Annotated in this window: 23 protein-coding genes; 14 read left to right on the forward strand and 9 right to left on the reverse strand. The window is 60.1% G+C overall.

Annotated elements, in window-relative coordinates:
• Positions 1 to 29: 29 nt before the first annotated feature.
• From WA845_RS11660 to WA845_RS11700, 9 genes are all read left to right on the forward strand, one after another.
• Positions 30 to 1,880 (forward strand): ABC transporter ATP-binding protein, encoded by a 1,851-nt coding sequence (locus WA845_RS11660; RefSeq protein WP_022562770.1) that lies wholly within the window; start codon positions 30 to 32, stop codon positions 1,878 to 1,880.
• 305 nt (positions 1,881 to 2,185) lie between these two features.
• On the forward strand, positions 2,186 to 3,139 hold the full coding sequence (locus WA845_RS11665) for a sugar-binding transcriptional regulator (protein ID WP_037092320.1): 954 nt from the start codon (positions 2,186 to 2,188) through the stop codon (positions 3,137 to 3,139).
• 144 nt (positions 3,140 to 3,283) lie between these two features.
• Entirely contained in the window at positions 3,284 to 4,597 is a 1,314-nt protein-coding gene (locus WA845_RS11670) for an ABC transporter substrate-binding protein (protein WP_034496827.1), read from the forward strand.
• A 166-nt stretch (positions 4,598 to 4,763) separates the two neighbouring features.
• Positions 4,764 to 5,636, forward strand: coding sequence for a carbohydrate ABC transporter permease (locus WA845_RS11675; protein WP_004445256.1), 873 nt, complete (start codon positions 4,764 to 4,766; stop codon positions 5,634 to 5,636).
• Positions 5,637 to 5,648: 12 nt separating this feature from the next.
• The gene (locus WA845_RS11680; protein ID WP_004445255.1) at positions 5,649 to 6,473 is read left to right on the forward strand and encodes a carbohydrate ABC transporter permease; all 825 of its coding nucleotides are present in this window, start codon (positions 5,649 to 5,651) and stop codon (positions 6,471 to 6,473) included.
• Between the two features lie 12 nt (positions 6,474 to 6,485).
• Positions 6,486 to 7,484, forward strand: a complete 999-nt coding sequence (locus WA845_RS11685; RefSeq protein ID WP_112553816.1) for a sn-glycerol-3-phosphate ABC transporter ATP-binding protein UgpC — start codon at positions 6,486 to 6,488, stop codon at positions 7,482 to 7,484.
• 119 nt (positions 7,485 to 7,603) lie between these two features.
• The gene (locus WA845_RS11690) at positions 7,604 to 9,088 is read left to right on the forward strand and encodes a mannitol dehydrogenase family protein (RefSeq protein WP_112553818.1); all 1,485 of its coding nucleotides are present in this window, start codon (positions 7,604 to 7,606) and stop codon (positions 9,086 to 9,088) included.
• Between the two features lie 7 nt (positions 9,089 to 9,095).
• Entirely contained in the window at positions 9,096 to 9,815 is a 720-nt protein-coding gene (locus tag WA845_RS11695) for an HAD-IA family hydrolase (protein ID WP_112553820.1), read from the forward strand.
• Positions 9,816 to 9,875: 60 nt separating this feature from the next.
• Positions 9,876 to 11,453, forward strand: a complete 1,578-nt coding sequence (locus WA845_RS11700; protein WP_112553822.1) for an FGGY-family carbohydrate kinase — start codon at positions 9,876 to 9,878, stop codon at positions 11,451 to 11,453.
• Positions 11,454 to 11,556: 103 nt separating this feature from the next.
• Here the strand turns inward: WA845_RS11700 and WA845_RS11705 are convergent, their stop codons facing one another.
• Entirely contained in the window at positions 11,557 to 12,390 is an 834-nt protein-coding gene (locus tag WA845_RS11705) for a MurR/RpiR family transcriptional regulator (protein ID WP_045531793.1), read from the reverse strand.
• Positions 12,391 to 12,685: 295 nt separating this feature from the next.
• Between WA845_RS11705 and WA845_RS11710 the strand changes: the two genes are divergently transcribed.
• Positions 12,686 to 13,423 carry a sulfate transporter family protein gene (locus WA845_RS11710; protein ID WP_004445244.1) on the forward strand — a complete coding sequence of 246 codons (738 nt, stop codon included), beginning with the start codon at positions 12,686 to 12,688 and terminating at the stop codon, positions 13,421 to 13,423.
• Here WA845_RS11710 and nth read toward each other — a convergent pair.
• Entirely contained in the window at positions 13,385 to 14,167 is a 783-nt protein-coding gene (gene nth, locus WA845_RS11715) for an endonuclease III (protein WP_006698327.1), read from the reverse strand. The genes WA845_RS11710 and nth overlap by 39 nt on opposite strands.
• On the opposite strand from nth, the gene WA845_RS11720 reads away from it, so the two are divergent.
• Positions 14,166 to 14,687, forward strand: coding sequence for a DUF2244 domain-containing protein (locus WA845_RS11720; protein WP_167497231.1), 522 nt, complete (start codon positions 14,166 to 14,168; stop codon positions 14,685 to 14,687). The two genes, nth and WA845_RS11720, sit on opposite strands and share 2 nt — an antisense overlap.
• Before the next feature lie 217 nt (positions 14,688 to 14,904).
• Positions 14,905 to 15,777, forward strand: a complete 873-nt coding sequence (locus tag WA845_RS11725) for a methylated-DNA--[protein]-cysteine S-methyltransferase (protein ID WP_034496818.1) — start codon at positions 14,905 to 14,907, stop codon at positions 15,775 to 15,777.
• 82 nt (positions 15,778 to 15,859) lie between these two features.
• Here the strand turns inward: WA845_RS11725 and WA845_RS11730 are convergent, their stop codons facing one another.
• On the reverse strand, positions 15,860 to 16,834 hold the full coding sequence (locus WA845_RS11730) for a sugar-binding transcriptional regulator (RefSeq protein ID WP_034497564.1): 975 nt from the start codon (positions 16,832 to 16,834) through the stop codon (positions 15,860 to 15,862).
• A gap of 205 nt (positions 16,835 to 17,039) precedes the next feature.
• Between WA845_RS11730 and tal the strand changes: the two genes are divergently transcribed.
• Complete coding sequence (gene tal, locus WA845_RS11735; RefSeq protein WP_004445235.1) at positions 17,040 to 18,005, forward strand: transaldolase; 966 nt, start codon at positions 17,040 to 17,042, stop codon at positions 18,003 to 18,005.
• Positions 18,006 to 18,108: 103 nt separating this feature from the next.
• Here the strand turns inward: tal and WA845_RS11740 are convergent, their stop codons facing one another.
• On the reverse strand, positions 18,109 to 18,876 hold the full coding sequence (locus WA845_RS11740) for an IclR family transcriptional regulator (RefSeq protein WP_006699543.1): 768 nt from the start codon (positions 18,874 to 18,876) through the stop codon (positions 18,109 to 18,111).
• 205 nt (positions 18,877 to 19,081) lie between these two features.
• Between WA845_RS11740 and WA845_RS11745 the strand changes: the two genes are divergently transcribed.
• A complete protein-coding gene (locus tag WA845_RS11745) occupies positions 19,082 to 19,813 on the forward strand; it encodes an SDR family oxidoreductase (RefSeq protein ID WP_004445231.1) in 732 nt (243 codons plus the stop codon).
• Positions 19,814 to 19,869: 56 nt separating this feature from the next.
• Here the strand turns inward: WA845_RS11745 and WA845_RS11750 are convergent, their stop codons facing one another.
• From WA845_RS11750 to WA845_RS11770, 5 genes are all read right to left on the reverse strand, one after another.
• On the reverse strand, positions 19,870 to 20,043 hold the full coding sequence (locus tag WA845_RS11750) for a DUF1328 domain-containing protein (protein WP_003499086.1): 174 nt from the start codon (positions 20,041 to 20,043) through the stop codon (positions 19,870 to 19,872).
• Positions 20,044 to 20,151: 108 nt separating this feature from the next.
• A complete protein-coding gene (locus WA845_RS11755) occupies positions 20,152 to 21,006 on the reverse strand; it encodes a metal ABC transporter permease (RefSeq protein WP_112553824.1) in 855 nt (284 codons plus the stop codon).
• Positions 21,003 to 21,863 carry a metal ABC transporter permease gene (locus WA845_RS11760; protein ID WP_006699540.1) on the reverse strand — a complete coding sequence of 287 codons (861 nt, stop codon included), beginning with the start codon at positions 21,861 to 21,863 and terminating at the stop codon, positions 21,003 to 21,005. Before WA845_RS11760 ends, WA845_RS11755 begins: the two co-directional genes overlap by 4 nt.
• Complete coding sequence (locus WA845_RS11765; protein ID WP_162719135.1) at positions 21,856 to 22,752, reverse strand: manganese/iron ABC transporter ATP-binding protein; 897 nt, start codon at positions 22,750 to 22,752, stop codon at positions 21,856 to 21,858. The genes WA845_RS11760 and WA845_RS11765 overlap by 8 nt, the downstream gene beginning before the upstream one ends.
• Positions 22,749 to 23,639, reverse strand: a complete 891-nt coding sequence (locus WA845_RS11770) for a metal ABC transporter substrate-binding protein (RefSeq protein WP_112553828.1) — start codon at positions 23,637 to 23,639, stop codon at positions 22,749 to 22,751. The genes WA845_RS11765 and WA845_RS11770 overlap by 4 nt, the downstream gene beginning before the upstream one ends.
• Between the last annotated feature and the right edge of the window lie 215 nt (positions 23,640 to 23,854).

Here is a 23,854-nt window from a genome sequence, read left to right on the forward strand (position 1 = left end):
GGCCGCCTTCTGCTTTTCAGGAGATCGGCATGCTTTTGGCAGCGACATCAATGGAACAGACCGGCGGTTCGGTCAGCCCGGTTTTATCGGTTCAAAATCTCACCACCTCCTTCCGCGTCGATGGCGGCTGGAAATCCGTGGTGCGCAATATGAGTTTCGAGATCGCGCCGCGTGAGACGGTGGCGATCGTCGGCGAGAGCGGCTCGGGCAAGAGCGTCACCTCGCTCTCCATCATGCGGCTGCTTGATAAAAAGACGAGCCGCATCGAAGGCAAGGTCATGCTCGGCGGGCGCGATCTGCTGGCACTGCCGGAAGAAGAGATGCGCAAGGTCCGCGGCAAGGACATTTCGATGATCTTCCAGGAGCCGATGACCAGCCTCAACCCGATCTTTCCGATCGGCAAGCAGATCGCCGAAGCGCTGACCGTGCATCAGGATATTTCCTCCTCTGCCGCAAAGGCCGAGGTCATCCGGCTTCTGGAAAAAGTCCGCATTCCCAATGCGAAGAACCGTTTCGACGATTATCCACACCAGTTTTCCGGCGGCATGCGCCAGCGCGTGATGATCGCCATGGCGCTTGCCTCCAAACCGAAGCTGCTGATCGCCGACGAGCCGACGACGGCGCTCGACGTGACCATCCAGGGCCAGATTCTCGACCTCATCAAGACATTGCAGGAAGAGGAGGGCATGTCGGTTCTCTTCATCACCCACGATATGGGCGTGGTGGCGGAAGTCTCTGACCGCACCATCGTCATGTTCCGTGGCGATGTGGTGGAAACCGGCACCACCGACGACATCTTCCATCGTGGCCGCCACCCATATACGCGAGCCCTGCTTTCCGCGGTGCCGAAGCTGGGTTCGATGAAGGAAAGGCTGCTGCCGGCCCGTTTCCCGATCATCGATATCAAGACCGGCGAAAGTCAGCCTGTGGCGGACGTGAAGGATACTGTCTCCGGCGGCCGCACGCCCATCCTTTCGGTCAAGGATCTGACCACCCGTTTCGACATCCGCTCCGGCCTATTCGGCCGCAAATCCGGCGCCGTGCATGCAGTGGAAAAGGTTTCCTTCGATCTCGCCGAGGGCGAAACCCTCTCGCTGGTGGGTGAATCGGGCTGCGGCAAGTCCACCACGGGCCGCTCCATCACCCGGCTGATCGAGCCGACGTCAGGCGATGTCATGCTCGATGGCTACGAGGTGCTGAAGCTCGACAAGACGACGCTGCGAACCATGCGCCGCAGCGTGCAGATGATCTTCCAGGACCCCTTCGCCTCGCTCGACCCGCGCATGAGCGTCGGCACGGCGATCATGGAGCCCTTTATCGAACATCGCCTCGGAACCAAACAGCAGGCCCGGGAAAAGGCTGCCGATCTTCTGGAAAAAGTGGGCCTGAGCCCGGATATGATGCGGCGCTTCCCGCATGAATTTTCCGGCGGCCAGCGCCAGCGCATCGCCATTGCCCGCTCGCTGATGCTCGATCCCAAGGTCATCGTCGCCGATGAGGCGGTATCGGCGCTCGATGTCTCGATCAAGGCGCAGGTCTGCAACCTGCTGCTCGACCTGCAGCAGAACCTCAACCTCGCCTTCCTGTTCATCAGCCATGACATGGCGGTGGTGGAACGCGTCAGTCACCGGGTGGCGGTGATGTATCTTGGCGAGATCGTCGAGATCGGCCCGCGCGCGGCCGTTTTCGATAATCCCCAGCACCCCTATACGAAGAAGCTGATGTCCGCCGTTCCGGTGCCTGATCCCGCGCGACGGCAGATCAAGCGCAACATGGCGACCGACGAGATCAGAAGCCCGATCCGGCCGGTGGACTATGTGCCGCCGCAGCGGCTTTATCGTGAGGTTTCGGCGGGGCACCTGGTGCAGGAAGCGGCTTGATTGAGCAGTGCTGGCTTCGGGCTGACGCAGGTAAAGGGACCGGGTGGTTCCCGCATATTTCTTCTCCCCGCCGGGGAGAAGTCCGCGGCAGCGGGATGAGGGGGCAAGGGTAGAGAAACCGAGAGCTTGCCCTCTCATCCGACCCTTCGGGCCACCTTCTCCCCCTCGGGGAGAAGAAACCTGCCGCACCGCCACGACAGATGATTTTACGCCCGTCGCACGCTCCCCTGCGCATCCCCCCGTTTGACAGCCGCTGCAAAAAAATGCCAGCAAATGCGCAGACGTAATTCTCAGAGGGCAGCGGCATGGCCAGACGAAACGACGCACATGGACGGCTCGATGATGCGGCCCGTGCTGGCTGGCTTTATTATGTCGCCGGTCGCACGCAGGACGAGATCGCCGCCGCCATGGGCATTTCCCGGCAGTCGGCGCAGCGGCTTGTGTCGCTGGCCGTTGCCGAGCGGCTGATCAAGGTTCGGCTCGACCACCCCATCGCCGCCTGTCTCGAAAAAGCGGAACGTCTCAAGGAAAAATTCGGCCTTGGATATATCGAAGTCGTGCCGAGCGATCCTGCCGGGATTTCTTCCACGGTGGGGATCGCCGAGGCCGGAGCGGCGGAAATCGAGCGCTGGCTGAGAAATGTCGATCCCATCGTCCTCGCCATCGGCACCGGCCGTACATTGAAGGCGGCCGTGGACCAGCTGCCGCCGATGGAATGCCCGCAGCACCGCATCGTCTCGCTGACGGGCAATATCGGCCCAGACGGATCGGCCGCCTATTACAACGTCATCTTCAGCATGGCCGATGCCATCAAGGCCAGGCATTTCCCGATGCCGCTGCCGGTGCTCTGCTCATCGGCGGAAGAACGCGAATTGCTGCACGATCAATCCATGGTGCGCTCCACGCTGGCGCTGGGGGCCGCTGCCAATGTTACCTTCGTCGGTATCGGTGAGCTCGGCGAAAATGCACCGCTCTGCGTCGATGGGTTTCTTGATGTCGACGAGATGAAGGCACTGATGGCGAGCGGGGCGGTGGGAGAGATTTGTGGGTGGATTTATGATGCCAACGGCCACATCCTCGATCACGCTGTCAACGAGCGCGTCGCCTCCGTTCCCATTCCTTCGCGAGAAACCTGCCGGGTCATCGGTATGGCGCAGGGCATTCGCAAGAACGCCTCGATTCTGGCTGCCTTGAGAGGCGGGCTTTTGAATGGGCTGATTACGGACGAAGCGACAGGCGAATATTTGCTCAGACACTGAGCAAAAATTATTCCAATAAAATCAATTAATTAATTCTTTCATGTGCGTCGCAGCACAGGATGTCGCTTGACATTTTTGGTCTCCGGGTGAGTAAATGCCCCAGAGCAAAGCGAATGCTCATCATTTTTCTTCTGGGAGGAAGATATGACATTGAAGACCATTTTGCTGGGCGCATGCTCGGCACTCGCCTTTTCGACCCTTGCTTCCGCCGAGACGCTGACCATTGCCACCGTGAACAACGGCGACATGATCCGCATGCAGGGTCTCACCTCGGACTTCACCGCCAAGAACCCGGATATCAAGGTCGAATGGGTCACGCTTGAAGAAAACGTCCTGCGCGAGCGCGTGACGACCGATATCGCCACCAATGGCGGTCAATATGACATCATGACCATCGGCAACTACGAAGTGCCGATCTGGGCCAAGCAGGGCTGGTTGCTGCCGCTCGAAAAGCTCGGCGACAAATATGACGTCGACGACATTCTGCCGGCGATCCGTGGCGGCCTTTCCGCCGACGGCAAGCTTTACGCAGCCCCCTTCTACGGCGAATCCGCCATGATCATGTATCGCAAGGACCTGTTTGAAAAAGCCGGCCTGAAGATGCCTGATAACCCCACATGGGAATTCATCGGCGATGCGGCCCGCAAGATCACCGACCGCAAGGCCGATATCAACGGCATCTGCCTGCGCGGCAAGGCCGGCTGGGGCGAGAACATGGCCTTCATCAGCGCGCTCACCAACTCCTTCGGTGGCCGCTGGTTCGATGAAAACTGGAAGCCGCAGTTCGATCAGCCGGAATGGAAGAGCTCGCTGCAGTTCTACGTTGATCTGATGAAGGATGCCGGCCCGTCCGGTGCCTCCTCCAACGGTTTTAATGAAAACCTGACGCTGTTCCAGCAGGGCAAATGCGGCATGTGGATTGACGCCACTGTGGCTGCCTCCTTCGTTTCCAATCCGAAGGATTCCACCGTTGCCGACAAGGTGGGTTACGCGCTCTTCCCGACCCATGGCGAGCTGAAGAACCACGGCAACTGGCTGTGGTCCTGGAACCTTGCTATCCCGAAGAGCTCGCAGAAGGCCGAAGCCGCTGAGAAGTTCATCTCCTGGGCAACCAGCAAGGACTACACCGCACTCGTCGCTTCCAAGGAAGGCTGGGCAAACGTGCCTCCGGGCACCCGCACCTCGCTTTACAAGAACGCCGACTATGAAAAGGCTGCCGCCTTCGCCAAGCCGACGCTTGCCGCCATGGATGCCGCCGACATCACCAAGCCGACTGTAAAGCCCGTGCCTTACACCGGTGGCCAGTTCGTGGCGATCCCTGAATTCCAGGCGCTCGGCACCACGGTTGGTCAGCTGTTCTCGGCGGTCGTTGCCGGCCAGTCCAGCGTCGATGATGCGCTTGCCAGCGCCCAGTCGACGGCGACGCGTGAAATGACCCGCGCCGGTTACATCAAGTAATCCTCCCGAAGATCGCTGTCCGGCGCCAATGCCGGGCAGCGAGACTGCGGGCTGAAGACCGCCATGCGGCTTCGATAGCTTTCAAATCAAAACAAGAATGAGCCGGTTCTTCCGGATATGCCGGGCGCATCTCTTGATGCCCGAGCCCAAGGGGAGGTGAGTGCAAATGGCAACACGAAACACAAGCGGTCTTGCGCGGGTGATGCTTGCGCCTTCGGTTCTGCTGCTTCTGGTCTGGATGATCGTGCCTCTGGCAATGACCCTGTGGTTCTCGTTCCAGAACTACAACCTCCTGAACCCGGCAAATGTCAGCTTTGCGGGTCTCTTTAATTATCAGTATTTCTACACCGATCCGGCCTTCTTCCAGTCGATCTGGAACACGCTTCTGATCGTCGGCGGGGTGCTTTTGATCACCGTCATCGGCGGCATTGCCATTGCGCTGTTGCTTGACAACGACATTTTCGGCCAGGGCATCGTGCGCATCATGATCATCTCGCCCTTCTTCGTCATGCCGCCGGTTGCCGCGCTGGTCTGGAAGAACATGATCATGCATCCCGGCTACGGCGTGCTTGCCGATCTCTCGCGCTTTTTCGGTTTCCAGCCGGTGGACTGGTTTGCACAGTTTCCGCTGCTGTCCATCATCATCATCGTCGCCTGGCAATGGTTGCCCTTTGCGACGCTGATCCTGCTCACCGCGCTGCAATCGCTCGATGGTGAGCAAAAGGAGGCGGCCGAGATGGATGGCGCAAACTTCGTCAACCGCTTCATCTATCTGACGCTGCCGCATCTTTCCCGCGCCATCACGGTCGTTATTCTGATCCAGACAATCTTCCTGCTCGGCGTCTACGCGGAAATCCTCGTCACCACAAATGGTGGCCCAGGCTACGCTTCCACCAACCTTGCCTTCCTGATCTATCGCACCGCACTTCTGGGTTACGACGTCGGTGGCGCTTCGGCCGGCGGTATCATCGCCGTTATTCTCGCCAATATCGTCGCCATCTTCCTGATGCGCGCGGTCGGCAAGAACCTCGACCGGTAAAGGGGAAACATCATGGCCCGCAAGACAACCACTCGCGCAAAGATCGGCTTCTCCATCGCTGCATGGATCGTCGCGCTCCTGCTGTTCTTCCCGATCCTTTACGCCTTCCTCACTTCCATCAAGACCGAGCCGGAGGCGATCGCCGGCTTCAGCCTCATTCCCTCGGGCACGCTTGAGAATTACGTGACGGTCCAGACCCAGCGCGATTACTTCAAGCCCTTCATGAACTCGGTCGTGCTGTCGCTCGGCTCGACAATCATCGCGCTGATCATCGCCATTCCTGCCGCCTGGGCCATGGCGTTCTCGCCGACCAAGCGCACCAAGGACATTTTGATGTGGATGCTTTCCACCAAGATGATGCCGGCGGTGGCCGTGCTGGTGCCGATCTATCTGATATTCCGCAATGCCGGTCTGCTCGATACCCGCATTGGCCTCACCATCATGCTGACTTTCATCAACCTGCCGATCGTCATCTGGATGCTCTACACCTATTTCCGGGAGATTCCCGGCGAGATCCTGGAAGCGGCCCGCATGGATGGCGCATCGCTGTGGAACGAGATCGTGCATGTGCTGACGCCGATGGCGGTGCCTGGCATTGCCTCGACGCTGCTCTTGAACGTCATCCTCGCCTGGAATGAATCCTTCTGGACCATCCGGCTGACCACCACCAATGCGGCACCACTGACGGCCTTCATTGCCTCCTTCTCCTCGCCGCAGGGGCTGTTCTGGGCAAAACTTTCGGCCGCCTCGATGATGGCGATCGCCCCCATTCTCGTCATTGGCTGGTTCTCGCAGAAGCAACTCGTGCGCGGCCTGACCTTTGGCGCCGTGAAATAAGGAACGACAAACATGGGCAGCATTTCCCTTCAGAACGTGTCCAAGGTCTTCGGTGAGGCAAAGGTCATCCCGTCGATCGATCTCGATATCAACGATGGCGAATTCGTCGTCTTTGTCGGTCCCTCCGGTTGCGGCAAATCCACGCTTCTGCGCCTGATCGCCGGGCTGGAGGATGTCTCCGGCGGCAAGATCGTCATCGACGGCAAGGATGTGACCGAGCGTGCGCCGGCCGAGCGTGGCCTTGCCATGGTGTTCCAGTCCTATGCGCTTTATCCGCATATGAGTGTCAGAAACAACATCGCCTTCCCGCTGAAGATGGCCAAGCTCGACAAGGCGGTTATCGACAAGAAGGTGGAGGATGCGGCACGGGTGCTGAACCTCACCGATTATCTCGAACGCCGGCCCTCACAGCTCTCGGGCGGCCAGCGCCAGCGCGTGGCCATTGGCCGCGCCATCGTGCGCGAGCCTTCCGCCTTCCTGTTTGATGAGCCGCTCTCCAACCTCGATGCGGCGCTGCGCGGCACCATGCGGCTGGAAATCTCCGAGCTGCACAACACGCTGAAAACGACGATGATCTACGTTACCCACGACCAGGTGGAGGCCATGACCATGGCCGACAAGATCGTGGTGCTGAACCGTGGCAATATCGAGCAGGTCGGTTCGCCGATGGAGCTCTATCGCTCTCCCGCCAACCTCTTCGTCGCCGGCTTCATCGGCTCGCCGCGCATGAACCTCATCACCGGTGAATTCGCCCGCCAAAAGGGTGCCGCCACAGCCGGGGTTCGGCCGGAACATCTGGTGCTGTCGAAGGAGAGCGGTCTCTGGCAGGGCAAGGTCACCGTCGCCGAACATCTCGGCTCCGACACATTTCTGCATATCGATGTCCCAGGCATCGGCCCGATTACCGCCCGCGCGGACGGCGAATTCGCCTGCAAGCACGGCGACACTGTCTTCATCACGCCCGACGATACCAAAATCCACAGGTTCGATGACAAGGGCAAAGCAATCTAGGCGGGGCTGGCCCTAAAGACGCAGCGGCTCGCCATTCGGTGGCGGCCGTTTGCAGATAGTCCGAACGCCCGCGACAGGGCGATTGGCAAGACCACCGTTTTCCCTTCGAGGATCATGACATGACATGCAAACTTTCCCTCGCAACGCTTGACGAAGCAAAAAAGACCGCGGCCGTTCCGTCCTACAGCCGGGACGATCTTTCTGCCGGCATCGTGCATTTCGGCGTTGGCAATTTCCACCGCGCCCATCAGGCGGTTTATCTCGACGACCTCTTCAACACCGGAGCGGACCATGACTTCGCGATCATCGGCGCGGGTGTCCTGCCGTCGGATACGGTGATGCGCGAAAAACTCGCCGCACAGGATTTCCTGACGACCGTTGTGGAGCAGGACAATAACCGCACCGGTGCGCGTGTCACCGGGCCGATGATCGATATTCTGCCGGTCGGAGACAGCGAGGCGATCGTCGAAAAACTGGCCGATCCGAAGATTCGCATCGTCTCCATGACGATCACGGAAGGCGGTTACTTCATTGACGCCTCCGGCTCCTTCAATCCGCAGCATCCAGCGATTGCCGCAGACGGCAAAAATCCGGCTTTGCCGAAAACCGTGTTCGGGCTGATCGTCGCCGGGCTGAAGGCGCGGCGCGAGAAGGGCGTGCAGCCTTTCACCGTCATGTCCTGCGACAACATTCCGCATAATGGCAAGGTCACGAAAAATGCCGTGGTCGGGCTGGCGGCCCTGTCCGATCCTGCCTTTGCCAACTGGATTGGCGAAAACGTTGCCTTCCCCAATTCGATGGTCGACCGCATCACGCCAGCCACCGGCGAGCGCGAACGCAACATCGCCCGGGATGACTTCAACATCGACGACAACTGGCCGGTGTTCTGCGAAGAATTCAAGCAATGGGTGATGGAGGATAATTTCCCGGCGGGCCGCCCGGCGCTCGAGAAAGCGGGCGTGCAGTTCGTATCCGATGTTGCGCCCTATGAGCATATGAAAATCCGCATCCTCAATGGCGGCCATGCGGCAATCGCCTATCCTGCGGCGCTGCTCGACATCCACTTTGTCCACGAGGCGATGGAGCATCCGCTGATCCGGGCGTTTCTGGCAAAGCTCGAAAAGGAAGAGATCATACCGGTCATTCCGCCGGTGCCGGATACGGACCTCAATGAGTATTTCGCGCTGATCGAGCGGCGCTTCCTCAATCCGAAGATTGGCGACACCATTCCGCGTCTGGCGCAGGACGGTTCCAACCGCCAGCCGAAATTCATCCTGCCTTCCACCGCCGACCGGCTGGAGCGCGGAGAGGATATCACCGGTCTTTCGCTGGTTTCGGCCTTGTGGTGCCGCTATTTTCAGGGCACCTCGGACAGCGGCAAGGAAATCGTCTTCAACGATGCCAGCGCCGAGCGCCTGCAGGCGGCGGCCATCAAGGCCAAGGACGATCCCATGGCCTTCCTCGCGCTTAACGATATTTTCGGAGCAGTTGCCGAATCGGAACTTTTCCGTAAACGCTTCGCCCACGCGCTGAAGACGCTGTGGCAAGAGGGTACAGCGAAGACCTTGCAGCTTTATCTGGATGACAAGCTGACCGAAAAGTGACGATGAGATGGAAGACGACACCGGCCCCCTTTTGATTTTCGACTGCGACGGCGTTCTCGTCGACAGCGAGCCGGTTTCCATCTCCGTCCTCCTCGACATGCTCTCCCATCTGGGTGTGACGATGGGGGAGGAGGAGGCCTATGAGCGCTTTCTCGGCCGAAGCGTCGCCAGCATGACAAGGACGTTGTTCGAGGATTACGGTGTCGAGACGGATATCGATTTTCTCGATCATATGCGGGCGACGCTGTTCGAGCGCTTCAAAAGCGAGTTGCAGCCGATCGACGGCATTGGGCAAACGCTCGACAGGCTTATGCCATTCAGGCGCTGTGTTGCTTCCTCCAGTCAGCCGGAACGTATCCGTTATTCACTGGGGCTGACCGGCCTGATCGACAAATTCGAACCGCATGTCTTCAGCGCCACCATGGTGAAGAACGGCAAGCCGGCGCCTGATCTCTTCCTGCACGCGGCGCGCCAGATGGGCGTCGATCCGCGTCACTGCATCGTGATCGAGGACAGCCCGGCCGGTATTGCCGCGGCAAAGGCCGCCGGCATGGGCGTTTTTGCTTTTACCGGTGGTTCGCATGCCCGTTTTCCCGCATTCCGTGAAAAGATCGCCGGGCTTGGCGCGGATGCCGTGTTTGACGCGATGCCGGATTTGGTCCAACTTGTCGGCAGCTATGTGGGGAAGGGCAGTTTGGGCGGCCAAGCGGAACGTGATGCAGGCTAAAACGGATTTCGCCTGCCGCCGCTGTCGCCGGGCCGTTGCGCAAGGGATGGAATTGCAGTCTTGAAGCGTCAAAATCTCGTCGCTGTCGATGTCGGCACCGCCAGCGCCCGGGCCGGCATTTTCGATGCGGCCGGCCGGCTGCTTGCCCGCGCCACCCATCCGATCCTGATGCAGAGGCCGCAGGAAAACCACGCCGAACATGATTCCACCGACATATGGAAGGCAGTCTGCATCGTGGTAAGGGCAGCGCTTGCCGAGGCGGGTGTTCCGCCGCAAAGCATTGCTGCAATCGGTTTCGACGCCACCTGCTCGCTCGTCATCCGTGATGGGCGGGGTGAGCCGGTTTCGGTATCCGTGACCGGGGAAGACCGGTTCGACACCATCGTCTGGCTCGATCACCGGGCGATATCGGAGGCCGACCGGCTGACGGCATCGGGACACCGGGTGCTGGATTTCGCCGGCAACAGCGTCTCGCCGGAAATGCAGATGCCGAAGCTGATGTGGCTGAAGCAGCATATGCCCGAGAGCTGGTCGCGCATGTCCTTAGCCTTCGATCTGGCGGATTTCCTGACGTGGAAAGCGACCGGTTCAGCAAAACGTTCTAATTGCACGCAGACGGCGAAGTGGAATTTTCTTGCGCAGGAAAATCCCGGCTGGCAGGCGGATTATCTCGAACTGGCGGGGCTTGCCGACTTGAGAGAGCGGGCGGGGCTCCCCGAAACCACCGTGATGCCGGGAGAAAGCATCGGCCCGCTTTCGCCCGAAGCTGCAGCCGAGCTTGGGCTGGATACCGGTTGTCAGGTCGCTGCGGGCATGATCGACGCCTATGCCGGCGCGCTGGGGGCGCTGGGCGGATGCCTGTCTGCCGATGTTGGCCGCCATGTTGCGCTGATCGCCGGGACTTCGAGCTGCCTTGTCGCTGTGTCGGAGCGGCAGATGCCCGGCCATAGCCTCTGGGGCCCCTATTGGCAGGCGATCCTGCCCGGGCACTGGCTGGTGGAGGGCGGGCAATCGGCCACCGGCGCGCTGCTCGATCATATGGTACGCATGCATGCAGCGGGCGGGGAGCCGGATACGGCGCTGCATGCCCGCATCGTTGCGCGGGTAACGGAATTGCGGGCGCTTGAGGGCGAGGCCTTTGCCGAGCGGCTGCATGTGCTGCCGGATTTTCACGGCAACCGCTCCCCGCTTGCCGATCCGCACGCCGTCGGCGTCATCAGCGGGCTGACATTGGATACGTCTTTCGACAGCCTCTGCCGTCTCTATTGGCGCACCGCCGTGGCGATTGCGCTCGGCGCGCGCCATGTGCTCGATGCGATGGAGCGTTTCGGTTATGCCGTGGAGAGCCTGCATGTCACTGGCGGACATGTGAAAAACCCGCTGCTGATGGAGCTTTATGCCGATGTGACCGGCAAGCGCATCGTGGTTCCCGCCACCGCCGATGCGGTGTTACTGGGCACGGCAATGACAGCGGCAACCGCCGGCGGGGTGCATGCAAGCCTCGCGGCTGCTGGCGCCGCCATGTATCCCGGCAACGCGGAAATATCAGGCGATCCGGCGCGGGGACCACGTTATGAGCGGGATTATCGCCGTTTTCTCGCCATGTACCGGCATCGTCAGGAGCTGGAAAGCCTTTGACTTATCAGCGTGGAATTTTTGCTGACGGATGCCGCGCGATTCTTCTCCGGCGGGAGAAGAAACAGGTGGTGGCCACTCGATCCTGCCGCCTGCCAAGCGCAGATCAGCCGCGTAGCGAGCGCTTCAGCGCGGCAAAGTTTTTCGCCCGCGCTTTTGTTGCGTCATCGGCCCCGGCGCTTAGCGCGCAGAGGGTGAATTCCAGCAGGGAAATCAGTTGCAGCAAGCCTTGGCCGCCATTTTGCGCCTGCGGCATGGCGAGACAGAGGTCGGCACTTTCCGGACCCCATTCGTAAAAGCGCGTGGTGATCAGCAATGTGCGATAGCCGCTCTTGCGCGCCATTGCAGCCAAGCGCTGCAGCGGTGACAGGCTGCCGCCGCAATCCATGATGACGAGCAGGGTCTTCGCGGCGTCGAAATCCCACAGGGCAACATAGGCGGCGCTGTCGCTACCGAGATAATGGATGTGCCCCCGGCTTTCGAGAAGACGCGCGTAGAAATGCCGCCCGGCATCGAGACCTTCCGGTGAGGTTGCCAGAAAGACATCGCCCGCCGTGGCGATCTCGTTCATGGCAAGCCGCCAGATTGACTGGGACGTCATGTCGAAGGCGGTCTGGACGGCCTGGATCTGCTGCGAAAGAAGCTGTGAAAACGGGTTGGACTGGCGTTCGCCGCCTTCCGCCGTTTCGGGCTGGTCCGCGCCGGCGGTTTCTTCGGCATGGCGCAGATCGGCGCGGATATCGCTGAACTGCCGGTATCCCAGCGAGCGCAGGAAACGTCCGACCGTCATCGGGCTGAGGCCGAGCTTCGCGGCCAGCGTCTGCGCCGTCTCGAACGGTAATTCGTCGAGATGTTCGATCAGATATTTGGCGATCTTGCGCTCGGAAGGGGTGCCCGCCTTCATGGCGCGCGTAAGGTTCAACAGCAGCTTTTCCACCAACGCCTCATTCTTATCTTTATTGAACGATGATGCATGCGCGCGCGCAGACAAGCGTGCGAACCGCAATTTGACGGTGGGGGATAGCTTTTCCGGCCTTGTCCTCCACCGGACCGGAATGCGAATTATGATAGGTATATTATTATATTTTAGAGATACCTTTTATTCAAGAGAAATTCCATCTCCGGTTTAGATCGCGCTAATCTACCTTTTGGGTCCCCGTCTTGCGCAGGATGGGGTCATCGCCTATCTCCTCCTGAGAGAGTGCCCCAACCCGAGAAGCTTCAAGGAGTTCCGAATGATTTTTGATGCGGCGCGGCTCGCCTTCCAAAATCTCTTTGCCGCCGAAACCCGGTCGGTATTCTGGAAGGTACTGGGGCTCACCCTTCTCGTGCTCGCGGCCCTTTGGTTCGCCATCCGCTCGATCTTCATCTATTTCGCCCTGCCATGGATAGACGCGCTGATTCCCGGCGTGCCGGACTGGGCTGGCTGGCTGAGCTTCGTTTTCGCCATTTTCGCCGGAATAGGGCTGGCTTTGGCACTGGCGCTGCTCATCTCGCCGGTCACTGCCGTCATCGCCGGCCTGTTTCTCGACGATGTCGCCGAAGTGGTTGAAAAAAAGAGCTATCCGGACGATCCGCCCGGCAAGGCGATGCCGATGGGCGAGGCCGTGCTCTCCTCCATCAAGTTTTTCGGCGTTGTCATTGCCGGCAACCTCATTGCGCTTTTTCTGCTGCTTGTTCCCGGTATCAACCTCATCGCGTTTTTTCTGGTGAACGGTTACCTGCTCGGCCGGGAATTCTTCGAATTCGCGGCGATGCGTTTCCGCTCGCCCGCTGACGCCCGGCTGTTCCGGGTAAAACACCGCACCACCGTCTTCATGGCCGGGCTGGTCATTGCGGCCTTTCTGGCGGTTCCATTCCTCAACCTGCTGACGCCGCTTTTTGCGGCCTCCATGATGGTGCATCTGCACAAGGCTGTCAGCCGCCGCGACCCTTCATTCGCCGCCAGCCGAACCGAACAGCTGCGCGGGTAATTCCACCAGCGGCGCCGGAATATCGAAGGTTTTTTCCGGCGATTTGCAGATATCGGCAATCACGCAGCGCTCGCATTCCGGCTTGCGTGCCTTGCAGCAGTAACGCCCGTGCAGGATCAGCCAGTGATGGGCATGGAACAGATATTCTTCGGGAATGATGCGGATCAGCCGGTCTTCAACCTCGTCAGGGGTCTTGCCCGGCGCAAGACAGAGCCGGTTGGCGATGCGGAACACATGTGTGTCCACCGCAAGCGTGGGCACGCCGAAGGCCATCGACATCACCACATTGGCCGTCTTGCGGCCCACACCGGGAAGCGTCACCAGTTCGTCGCGGGTCTTCGGCACCTCGCCGCCGAAATTGTCGATCAGCATCTGCGACAGGGCAATGACGTTCTTCGCCTTGTTACGGTAAAGCCCGATGGTCTTGATGTAACCGATCAGTTCTTCCTCGCCGAGCGCCAGCATCTTTTCCGGCGTATCGGCCACCTTGAACAACGCGCGGGTGGCCCGGTTCACGCCCACATCGGTCGCTTGTGCGGACAGCGCCACAGCCACCAGCAGGGTAAAGGGATTGGTATGTTCCAGCTCGCCTTTCGGTTCCGGCCGCTGGATGGAAAAGCGGCGGAAGATTTCGCTGAGCTCCTCCCTGGAATAGGCCGTCTTCACCCGCGCCGGCCTGCGCGCGGCTGCCGGATTTGACTTTTTCAAGGTTTGGGTGCTGGATCGTTTCTTGGCGATTGTCATGGATTATCTATACCCAGCCCGCCCAAAGGAAAGCAACGTGGATACGCTCAACGACCAGCCGATTTTCGCGGCGGAACTCGTTCCGCACCGTTCGCTTGGCCGCCGCGGTTTCCGGCTGCTTCTCATCCTGTCGGGATTTGCCTGCCTGATCTATGGCGGCTTTTTCTTCGCCACCGGAGCATGGCCGATCGGCCTGTTTTTCGGATTGGATTTTCTGCTGCTTTATATCGCTTTCCGCGTCAATTACCGGGCGGCCAAGGCGCGGGAGGAGGTCAGCGTCTCGCGCACCAGCCTGTCGATCCGAAAATTCTCCCCTGCCGGACGAATGGTGGAGCATCGCTTCAATCCGTTCTGGGCGCGTTTCAGGGTGAGGCGGCATGACGAGATCGGCATCGTCTCGATGCATGTGACGGGCGAGGGCCGGGCGACCGACATCGGCTCGTTCCTCAATCCGGATGATCGGGAAAGCTTTGCCAAGGCGTTTGGCGGTGCGCTGGCGACGGTGCGGCGGCGGATGTAAGAGGATAATCCAGCTCTCCCTCCGTCATTCCGGCCCTGAGCCGGAATCCAGCCGACGCGCGTCGGCGCGGCGGAAAAGACTCCTTTCAGCCCAAGGACTTGGGCTGGCTGGATACCGGCTCGAGGCCGGTATGACGGTAGAAATGGAGCAGGGCGCAAGAAACGGGTGGAGACGAGGGCGCTTTAGTGGTTTTCTCTTAACTGTTAGGAGAAATGCGATGAACGCCAATATTGCGCTGAACGAAGACATCACCCCCATCGGATCCGATTACGACACGGTGCGCGGGGTCATCGAGCTTTTGACGCTGGATTATCGCGAGCAGCCCTCCCTCGAAGCCATTGCCGCGAGGCTAGGCCAGTCACCGACGCAATTGCAGAAGACTTTCACCCGCTGGGCCGGCCTTTCGCCCAAGGCATTCCTACAGGCTGTAACGCTCGATCATGCCAAGCGGCTTTTGCGCGAGGAGGATCTGCCGCTGCTCGAAACCTCGATCGAGGTCGGCATGTCGGGGCCGGGACGACTGCACGACCTCTTCGTCACGCATGAAGCCATGTCGCCCGGCGAATGGAAGGCGAAGGGCGGCGGGCTGACGATCCGTTACGGGTTCCACGCCTCGCCCTTCGGTCTTGCGCTGGTCATGGTGACCGATCGTGGCCTTGCCGGCTGCGCTTTTGCCGATCCGGGTGAGGAGAGGGCCTGTTTTGAGGACATGGCCGGCCGCTGGCCGAATGCGGATTATGTCGAGGATCGCGAAGCGACCGCGCCTTATGCCGCCCGTATCTTCGATCCGTCCATGTGGTCGGCGGACAGGCCGCTGCGTGTTGTGCTGCTCGGCACGGATTTTCAGGTGCGGGTATGGGAAAGCCTCCTCAAAATCCCGATGGGCCGGGCGGTCACCTATTCGCACATCGCCTGTGATATCGGCCAGCCCACCGCCTCCCGCGCCGTGGGTGCCGCAGTGGGGGCAAACCCGGTGTCCTTCGTCGTTCCCTGCCATCGCGCTGTCGGCAAAAGCGGGGCTCTAACGGGTTACCATTGGGGCCTCACTCGCAAGCGGGCGATGCTGGGTTGGGAAACGGGAAAGGTGTGAGGCTGGTCTCCCTCATCCCTGTGCTTGTCACAGGAATGAGGGGTGTCTGAGTAGGCTGCCTGACAACGCTGCCTGACAACGCCTAAACCAGCTCCATCAACGCCCGCGCCGCCGCCTCGTCCGTTATCAGCGTATTGCAGCCGATCCGCTTGATCGTGGCGCGGATGGCGATGGCGCGGTGGGCGCCGCCGGAGGCAAGCACGATGTGTTTGGCCTTGCGCAGCGTATCGAGATCGATCGCCATGGCGCGCTGGTTGATGGGATGATCGACGGAGCGGCCCTCGGCATCGATGAAGTTGAACATGGTGTCGCAGACGCAGCCGGCGTCAATGAGTTCGCGCAGCGTCTCCCTGGAGATGAAACCTTCCGACAAAGATGTGGAGTGCGGGCCGATATCGCCGCAGGAGACGATGGCAAGATCGAGCGTTTCGGCGAGATCGTACAGCGTTGCAAGCCCGCATTTTTCGATCAGCGCCCGTTTGGTCTCAACCGAATCCACCAGCAGCGGTGCGAGAAACATGTAACATTCCGCGCCGAGCGCGCTCGCCAGCCGCCAGGTGTAATCGAGCGGATTGGTCTGGTGCACGGCGACGATACCGCCGAGCAGCGAAACGACCTTGCAGTTCTCCCGGCGCGGCGGGCGGAAGCTGGAAAGCGAGGCGGTCATGGTGCGACCCCAGCCGACGCCGATGGTGGCGCCATTCGGCACCGCTTCGGAGAGGAATTGCCCGAGCGCCAGCCCGACGGCCTTGGCGGTGCCTTCCGCACTGGCTTTGTCTGGAGAGGGGATGATCACGGCCTCGTCCAGCCCGTAAGCCGCCTCAAGCTGGCCAGCCAGCGAGACGAAATCTTCGATACCCTCATTGATCCATATCTGCACTTCGGAGCGCTTCATCGCTTCGTCCAGCAGGCGGATGACGGTGGAGCGGCTGATACCCAGTTTTTCGGCGACGTCCTTCTGCGTCATGCCCTGATTATAATAGAGCCATGCCGCCCGCAGCCGCAGCGAAGCCGCTTCCGAATAGGCCGTATGGGTTTCTCTTCTCAGTTTTGCCACGGTTTCCGCCATTCATTGTGTTCGCCGAGTATCGCAGGCATGAAACTTATGTCAATTGCGATGCGCAAATGTCTTGACTTTAGACCGTGCCGCTTGCGATAGTCGAAGCCGACGAAACCGCGATTTCGGCCTTGGGCGCACCCATGGTGCGGGAACGAAATGACGGCTGAGCAAGTTTTCAAGAGATCATGAAGGATCATTCGATATGACATCCAAACTCGAACAACTTCGCGCCATCACCACGGTCGTTGCCGACACCGGCGATATCGAGGCGGTTGCCCGCCTGAAGCCGGTGGATTGCACCACCAACCCGACCATCGTTCTGAAGGCGCTTGGCACGCCGGCATTTGCCGATGCGGTCAAAGAAGCCGTCGCCTGGGGCAAGAAGCAGGGCGGCCAGTCCGACGCCGTTGTTGCCGCCGTTGCCGATCGTCTGGCCATCTCCGTGGGGGCAGCGCTTGCCGGCCTCGTGCCGGGCCGCGTATCGACCGAAGTCGATGCCGACCTTTCATTCGATACCGAAGCCTCCATCACGAAGGCCCGCCACATCATTGCCGCCTACAAGGAGCGCGGCATCGAGCGTGAACGCATCCTCATCAAGCTTGCTTCCACCTGGGAAGGCATCAAGGCTGCCGAAGTGCTGCAGTCCGAAGGCATCGACTGCAACCTGACGCTCCTTTTCTCGCAGGCTCAGGCGATTGCCTGCGCCGAAGCCAAGGTCTTCCTCATTTCGCCCTTCGTCGGCCGTATCCTTGACTGGTACAAGAAGTCGACCGGCGAAAACTACACCGCCGAGACCGATCCGGGCGTCGTTTCCGTGCGCAGCATCTACAACTACTACAAGGCCAATGGCATCAGCACCGTCGTCATGGGCGCGTCCTTCCGCAACGTCGGCGAAATCGAAGCGCTTGCCGGTTGCGACCGCCTGACGATCAGCCCGGCGCTGCTGGAAGAGCTGGACAAGGATACCGGCAAGCTGGAGCGCAAGCTTTCGGCAGACAACGTCAAGGCCGAGCCGCTGCAGTCGCTGGACGAGAAGGCATTCCGCTGGGCGCTGAACGAAGACGCAATGGCCACCGAGAAGCTCTCGGAAGGTATCCGCCTCTTCGCCAAGGATCTGGTGACGCTGCGCGAAATGGTGCGCAAGGAACTGACGGCCGCCGCCGCCTGACGAAAAAAGGGGGAACCATCCACGTTCCCCCGACGTTTACGAGACATAAATCTCCAGTCAACTGAAACGCGATCGGGTCCCTGCCGGTCGCGTTTTTTTGTGCTCAGATGGTGCCCGTCACGATCTCGGAGATACGTTTTGCTGCCTCGCGGATCAACACCTCGCAGGCCTCGCGTGTGGGCGCCTTGCCGCCAAGAGGGGTAATATAGGGGCAGGTGATCACGGCCAGCGCGGTGCCATCGAGCGTCAGCACCGGAGCGGAAATATTGCGGACACCGGCGGTCTGGAGGCTGTCCATCGATTCGAAGCCGTTCTTGCGCACCTCTGCCAGCCGATCGGCAAGACCCGGCGGTATGGTCTCGCCGCTGCCGCGCACCTGTTCGGTTATCATGATCTGGCGCTGTGCTTCTGTCTGGAAGGCCAGAAGCACGTGGCCCGAGCCGGTGTGGAACAGGCTCATCTGCGCGCCGACACGCATGGACATGGCCCAGTAGGTGGATGATTCCTGTTGGGCAATGACCACAACGCTGCCGCGATCATGGACCGCCAGATGGCAGGCCTGCTCCGCACTCGCCGAAAAATCGCGCATGACAGGGGCTGCGAAGGAAACCAGCCGGCGGATCGGCGCATGGAAATGCGCCAGCCCGAACATTTTCAGCGTCAAAGAGAATCGATCGCCGTCAAGCCGCTGGACATAACCCCGGCGTACCAGCCGGTCCAGCATGCGGTAAAGCTCGTTGGGGCTCTTTCCGATGGACTTGGCGATCTCGATCTGTGTCAGCCCGCCATCGGTGCGGGCCAGAAGTTCGAGAATGTCCAGGCCCTTGTCGAGGGCGGGAGCGCGATATCTTTCGCTGTCGTCGTCAGTCATCTGGCCTCGATGATGATGGTGTGTATGGTCGCCGGCGCCGGGCTGGGCCTGAAAATAGGCTTGCCCTATACCGTCCGTCCACGCAAGTTTGCTTGACGCCATATGAATACCGCGTTTACATATGAATTGTCGATCCATATTTGAGATGACTGAAATTCAACGGCTCGGCCCCGGCAGGCGGGCGTGCCTTAGCGGGAGGCTATTCATGGTGCAGGATTTTAACGGCCGGACAGTGGTGATCACCGCGGCCGGTCAGGGTATCGGGCGGGCGGCGGCAGAGCGGTTCGTGTCGCTCGGGGCGCGCGTCATCGCCACCGATATCAATGAGCAGGCGCTTTCTACGCTCAAGGGGGCAGAGACGCGGGTTCTGAACGTGCTCGACGGCGATGGCGTAAAAGATTTTGCCGCCGATATCGGCCATGCGGATGTGCTGTTCAACTGCGCCGGTTTTGTTCATTCCGGCACCATCCTCGAGTGTGAGGAGAAGGACTGGGATTTCTCCTTCGACCTCAACGCAAAGGCCATGTACCGTACCTGCCGCGCTTTCCTGCCCGGCATGCTGGAGAAGGGCAAGGGCGCGATCGTCAACATGTCCTCGGTTGCTTCCAGCGTAAAGGGAGTGCCAAACCGGTTTGCCTACACCGCTTCCAAGGCCGCCGTTGTGGGCCTGACCAAGGCGATTGCGGCGGATTTCGTGACAAAGGGCATTCGTTGCAACGCCATCTGCCCCGGAACGGTGGATAGCCCTTCGCTGCACGATCGTCTGCGCGCCACCGGCAATTACGAACAGGCTCTTGCAGATTTCATCGCGCGCCAGCCTATGGGCCGCATCGCCACGCCGGAAGAGATCGCAGCGCTCGTCACCTACCTCGCGTCAGACGAAGCAGGTTTCACCACCGGCCAGATCCATGTCATTGATGGCGGCTGGACGGGCTGACGGATTTTAAGGGAGAGAGGAGGGCGACCGGCGTGACAACCGGTCGCCTTTTTCATTCAGACGACGGCGCTTCCGGCCATCAGCGCAAGCACGAGGAAGACCAGGAAGATCACCACGGCGATGAAGAACAGAATGCGCGCCACGCCGGCTGCGGCTGCCGAAATGCCGGTAAAGCCGAACACGCCCGCGATCAAAGAAATGACAAAGAAAATAAGAGCCCATTTAAGCATGGCGCTTCCCCTTTTGCGAAATTTTCCCGAGCCGCCGCCCCGCGACAGGCTCGATAAAATGACGCGCAAAAGGAGAAAATGTTCCACGCGCCCGTAAAAATCGTTCTTTTATATTGCCGTCTCACGGGCCGTGTCGGTACGGCGGGTTTTCCCGATGGTGCGGACGAATGTCGCGACGAAGGTGACGCTCATGAAGAGCACGATCGTGGGGGCGGGAGCGCTGTCGATCAGGAAACTCAGCCATATGCCCGCAAGCGACGAGGCGACCGCAACCGCAATGGCCACCAGCAGCATGGCGGAAAAACGCCGGGTCAGCAGGAAGGCGATTGCGCCCGGTGCGACGAGCATGGCGACGGAGAGAATGATGCCAACCGCCTTCAGCGCGCCGACTACGGTGAGCGACAGCACCATCAGCAGGCCATAATGCAGCACACGCACGGGCAGCCCGATGGCTCTTGCATGTTGCGCATCGAAGGCGTTGACCAGCAGATCCTTGCGCAGGATGCCGAGAAACAGAGTGGCGAAAAGCGCGATCACGCCCGTCTCCAGCATGTCCAAGGGCGCGATGCCGAGCATGTCGCCGAAGAGGATATGGTCGAGATGTACGTCGCTCTGCACCTTCACGTAAAGCACCAGTCCCAGCCCGAACATGCCGGAAAAGACGATGCCGAGCACCGTATCCTCCTTGATGCGGCTGTTTTCCTTGATGAAACCGGTGCCGAGGGCACATATCATGCCCGCGATGAAGGCTCCGATGGAAAGCGGGATGCCAACGATATAGGCCACCACCACGCCAGGCAGCACGGCATGGGAAACGGCGTCCCCCATCAGCGACCAGCCCTTCAGCACCAGAAAACAGGAGAGCATTGCCATGGGCACCGCGATCATCAGCGTGATCAGGAAGGCATATTGCATGAAAGGCAGCTGAAACGGCAGTATGGCCAGTTCGAGATATTCACTCATGGAGTTTCCTCCAGCGCCCTGCGCGCCTTGGCGCGCGAGGCGAGCAGGCCGTGTTTGGGTGCAAAGACGAAGGCGGCAAGGAAGATCGCCGTCTGTAGCACCACGATGACGCCGCCGGTCGCGCCGTCGAGAAAATAGCTGAGATAGGCGCCGATGAAGCTGGTGGCCGCGCCGATGATGAGGCTCATCAGGATCAGCCGCTCGAAACGGTCGGTCAGGAGATAGGCAGTAGCGCCCGGCGTCACCACCATGGCGACGACGAGGAAAGCGCCGACAGTCTGTAGGGCGGCAACCGTGGAGGCGGCCAGCAGGGTGAAGAAGATCACCTTCAGCACTTCCGGTTTCAGCCCCACGGTGCGGGCGTGGTTCTCATCGAAGAACACCACCATGAAGTCGCGCCATTTCAGCGAAAGCACAAGGAGGCTGATACCGCCGATCAAAGCCAGTTGGATGGTGTCTTCAGCAGTGATGGCGAGGATATTGCCGAGCACGATGGTCTGGATATTCACCGAGGTCGGCGAGAGCGACACCATGAACAGCCCAAGCCCGAAGAACGAGGTGAAGATCAGGCCGATAATCGCATCTTCCTTGAGCCGTGTCTTCTGGTTCAGAAACAGCATGGACCCGGCCGCCAACCCGCCGGAGAGAAACGCGCCGAGCGAAAAGGGCAGGCCCAGCATATAGGCTCCGGCAACCCCGGGAACGATGGCATGGGAAAGCGCATCGCCGATCAATGACCAGCCCTTCAGCATCAGATAGGCCGAGAGAAAGCCGCAGACACCGCCCACCAGTGCGCTGACCCAGATGGCGTTCAACATGTAACCATAGGTGAAAGGCTCAAGAAGGGTCTCAATCATCGGCTTTCTCTTTCGGAGCCTCAGAATCGCCCCTGTCCTGGCCATTTTTGCCGTAGATCACGAAGGGCCGCTCGTCATCGGTTATGACCTTCAGGCGGCGCGGATCGGCGTCGCTATGCAACTCTGCCCCGCCGAGAACGAAGTGGCGCAGGCTGCCGCCGAAAGCCCTTTGCAGGTTTTCCTCTGTAAAGGTGTCGCTTGTTTTGCCCGACGCCAGAACCGTACCCTTGACGAAGACGGCGCGGTCGCAGAATTCCGGAACGCTGCCAAGATTGTGGGTGGAGACCAGCATGACGCGGCCCTCGTCGCGCAGCGCCTTCAAAAGCGCGACGATCTGCTCCTCCGTCGTCACGTCGACACCGGTAAAAGGTTCGTCCAGCAGGATCACCTGCCCTTCCTGCGCCAGCGCGCGGGCCAGAAACACTCGCTTCTTCTGCCCGCCGGAGAGTTCGCCGATCTGGCGCTTGCGATAATCGAGCATGTTGACGCGTTTCAGCGCCTCTTCCACCATCTGGTGATCGCGCTTCGAGGGGATGCGCAGGAAATTCATGTGGCCATAACGGCCCATCATCACCACGTCCTCCACCAGCACCGGAAAGCTCCAGTCCACCTCTTCCGCCTGCGGCACGTAAGCGACGAGGTTTTTCTTCAGCGCCTCCTTCACCGGCAGATCGAAGATCGAGACGGAACCGGTGGCCAAAGGAACGAAACCCATGATCGCCTTGAAAATCGTGGACTTGCCGGCGCCGTTGACGCCGACAAGTGCCGTGATCGTTCCGCGAGGAATGGAGAAGCTGGCATCTCTTAATGCGGTGTGGCCGTTGCGATAGGTCACTGTCGCATTTTGAACCGTCAGGCCACCGCCTGATTTTCTACTCCCCATTCTCATGAAGACAGTCCCTTGGCGATTGTTTCGCTCGTCACACGCAGCAGGTCCAGGTAAGTCGGGACGGGCCCATCAGCCTCGCTCAGCGAATCCACATAGAGAATGCCGCCATAGGCCGCACCGGTTTCCTTGGCCACCTGCTGGGCGGGATCGGCGGAAACGGTGCTTTCGCTGAAGATGACGTGGATATTATGCTCGCGCATGGCGTCGATCACACCCCGAACCTGCTGGGGCGTGCCCTGACTGTCGGCGTTGACCGGCCAGAGGAACAATTCCTTCAGGCCGAAATCGCGGGCGAGATAAGAAAAGGCGCCTTCACTCGTCACCAACCAGCGCTTGTTTTCCGGAAGGGCCGAAAGTTCATTGAGGATCGGCTGCACCGTGGCCCTGATCCTGTCCGAATAGGCCTTGGCATTGGCGGCGTAGACATCGGCGTGGGCGGGGTCGATCTCGCTCAGGCCCTTGCGAATATTTTCGACGTAGATCAAGGCGTTATCGGGAGACATCCAGGCGTGCGGATTGGGCTTGCCCTGATAGGCGCCGCCGCTGATCGCCATCGGCTTCACACCATCGCTCACCGTCACATCAGGCACGCCGGAGAGGTTAGTCAGGAATTTCTCGAACCACAATTCCAGATTGAGTCCGTTGCGCAGCACCAGATCGGCCTTGCGGGCCTTCAGAATGTCGCGGGGCGTCGGCTGGTAATTGTGGATTTCCGCGCCGGGCTTGGTGATGCTTTCCACCTCGGCCGCGTCACCCGCTACGTTGCGCGCCATATCGGCGATGATGGTGAAGGTGGTCACGACAACAGGTTTTTCCTGGGCAAGGGCGACGCCCGGAAGAAAAAGCGAGAAAGCGAAAATGGCGTGGCGGAATTTTTGGACGTTCACGTGCTCACCAGATTTTGTTGCGACTAATTCGCAATACCATCTGTTATAAAATCACCTTTGTCAACGCTATTGCAAATCATTCGCAAATATTGAGATTTCTGAAATGTCCGAAAATGATGCGCTTTTGCGGGTATCTTGCCTGCGGGATTAAACTTTTTTCAATGAGAAAGCGGCACTATCGGAAGGCTCGGACAGCGTGGTCCGAAGCTTATCCC

Origin of the sequence: Agrobacterium sp. CMT1 (genome assembly GCF_037203725.1) — a bacterium.
GTDB lineage: Bacteria > Pseudomonadota > Alphaproteobacteria > Rhizobiales > Rhizobiaceae > Agrobacterium > Agrobacterium pusense.

What these genes read in the sequence shown, in the direction of transcription:
- WA845_RS11660 (WP_022562770.1), top strand. Translation starts at nt 30, where the DNA reads ATGCTTTTGGCAGCGACATCAATGGAACAGACCGGCGGTTCGGTCAGC.
- WA845_RS11665 (WP_037092320.1), top strand. Translation starts at nt 2,186, where the DNA reads ATGGCCAGACGAAACGACGCACATGGACGGCTCGATGATGCGGCCCGT.
- WA845_RS11670 (WP_034496827.1), top strand. Translation starts at nt 3,284, where the DNA reads ATGACATTGAAGACCATTTTGCTGGGCGCATGCTCGGCACTCGCCTTT.
- WA845_RS11675 (WP_004445256.1), top strand. Translation starts at nt 4,764, where the DNA reads ATGGCAACACGAAACACAAGCGGTCTTGCGCGGGTGATGCTTGCGCCT.
- WA845_RS11680 (WP_004445255.1), top strand. Translation starts at nt 5,649, where the DNA reads ATGGCCCGCAAGACAACCACTCGCGCAAAGATCGGCTTCTCCATCGCT.
- WA845_RS11685 (WP_112553816.1), top strand. Translation starts at nt 6,486, where the DNA reads ATGGGCAGCATTTCCCTTCAGAACGTGTCCAAGGTCTTCGGTGAGGCA.
- WA845_RS11690 (WP_112553818.1), top strand. Translation starts at nt 7,604, where the DNA reads ATGACATGCAAACTTTCCCTCGCAACGCTTGACGAAGCAAAAAAGACC.
- WA845_RS11695 (WP_112553820.1), top strand. Translation starts at nt 9,096, where the DNA reads ATGGAAGACGACACCGGCCCCCTTTTGATTTTCGACTGCGACGGCGTT.
- WA845_RS11710 (WP_004445244.1), top strand. Translation starts at nt 12,686, where the DNA reads ATGATTTTTGATGCGGCGCGGCTCGCCTTCCAAAATCTCTTTGCCGCC.
- WA845_RS11720 (WP_167497231.1), top strand. Translation starts at nt 14,166, where the DNA reads ATGGATTATCTATACCCAGCCCGCCCAAAGGAAAGCAACGTGGATACG.
- nth (WP_006698327.1), bottom strand. Translation starts at nt 14,167, where the DNA reads ATGACAATCGCCAAGAAACGATCCAGCACCCAAACCTTGAAAAAGTCA.
- WA845_RS11725 (WP_034496818.1), top strand. Translation starts at nt 14,905, where the DNA reads ATGAACGCCAATATTGCGCTGAACGAAGACATCACCCCCATCGGATCC.
- tal (WP_004445235.1), top strand. Translation starts at nt 17,040, where the DNA reads ATGACATCCAAACTCGAACAACTTCGCGCCATCACCACGGTCGTTGCC.
- WA845_RS11740 (WP_006699543.1), bottom strand. Translation starts at nt 18,876, where the DNA reads ATGACTGACGACGACAGCGAAAGATATCGCGCTCCCGCCCTCGACAAG.
- WA845_RS11745 (WP_004445231.1), top strand. Translation starts at nt 19,082, where the DNA reads ATGGTGCAGGATTTTAACGGCCGGACAGTGGTGATCACCGCGGCCGGT.
- WA845_RS11750 (WP_003499086.1), bottom strand. Translation starts at nt 20,043, where the DNA reads ATGCTTAAATGGGCTCTTATTTTCTTTGTCATTTCTTTGATCGCGGGC.
- WA845_RS11755 (WP_112553824.1), bottom strand. Translation starts at nt 21,006, where the DNA reads ATGAGTGAATATCTCGAACTGGCCATACTGCCGTTTCAGCTGCCTTTC.
- WA845_RS11760 (WP_006699540.1), bottom strand. Translation starts at nt 21,863, where the DNA reads ATGATTGAGACCCTTCTTGAGCCTTTCACCTATGGTTACATGTTGAAC.
- WA845_RS11765 (WP_162719135.1), bottom strand. Translation starts at nt 22,752, where the DNA reads ATGAGAATGGGGAGTAGAAAATCAGGCGGTGGCCTGACGGTTCAAAAT.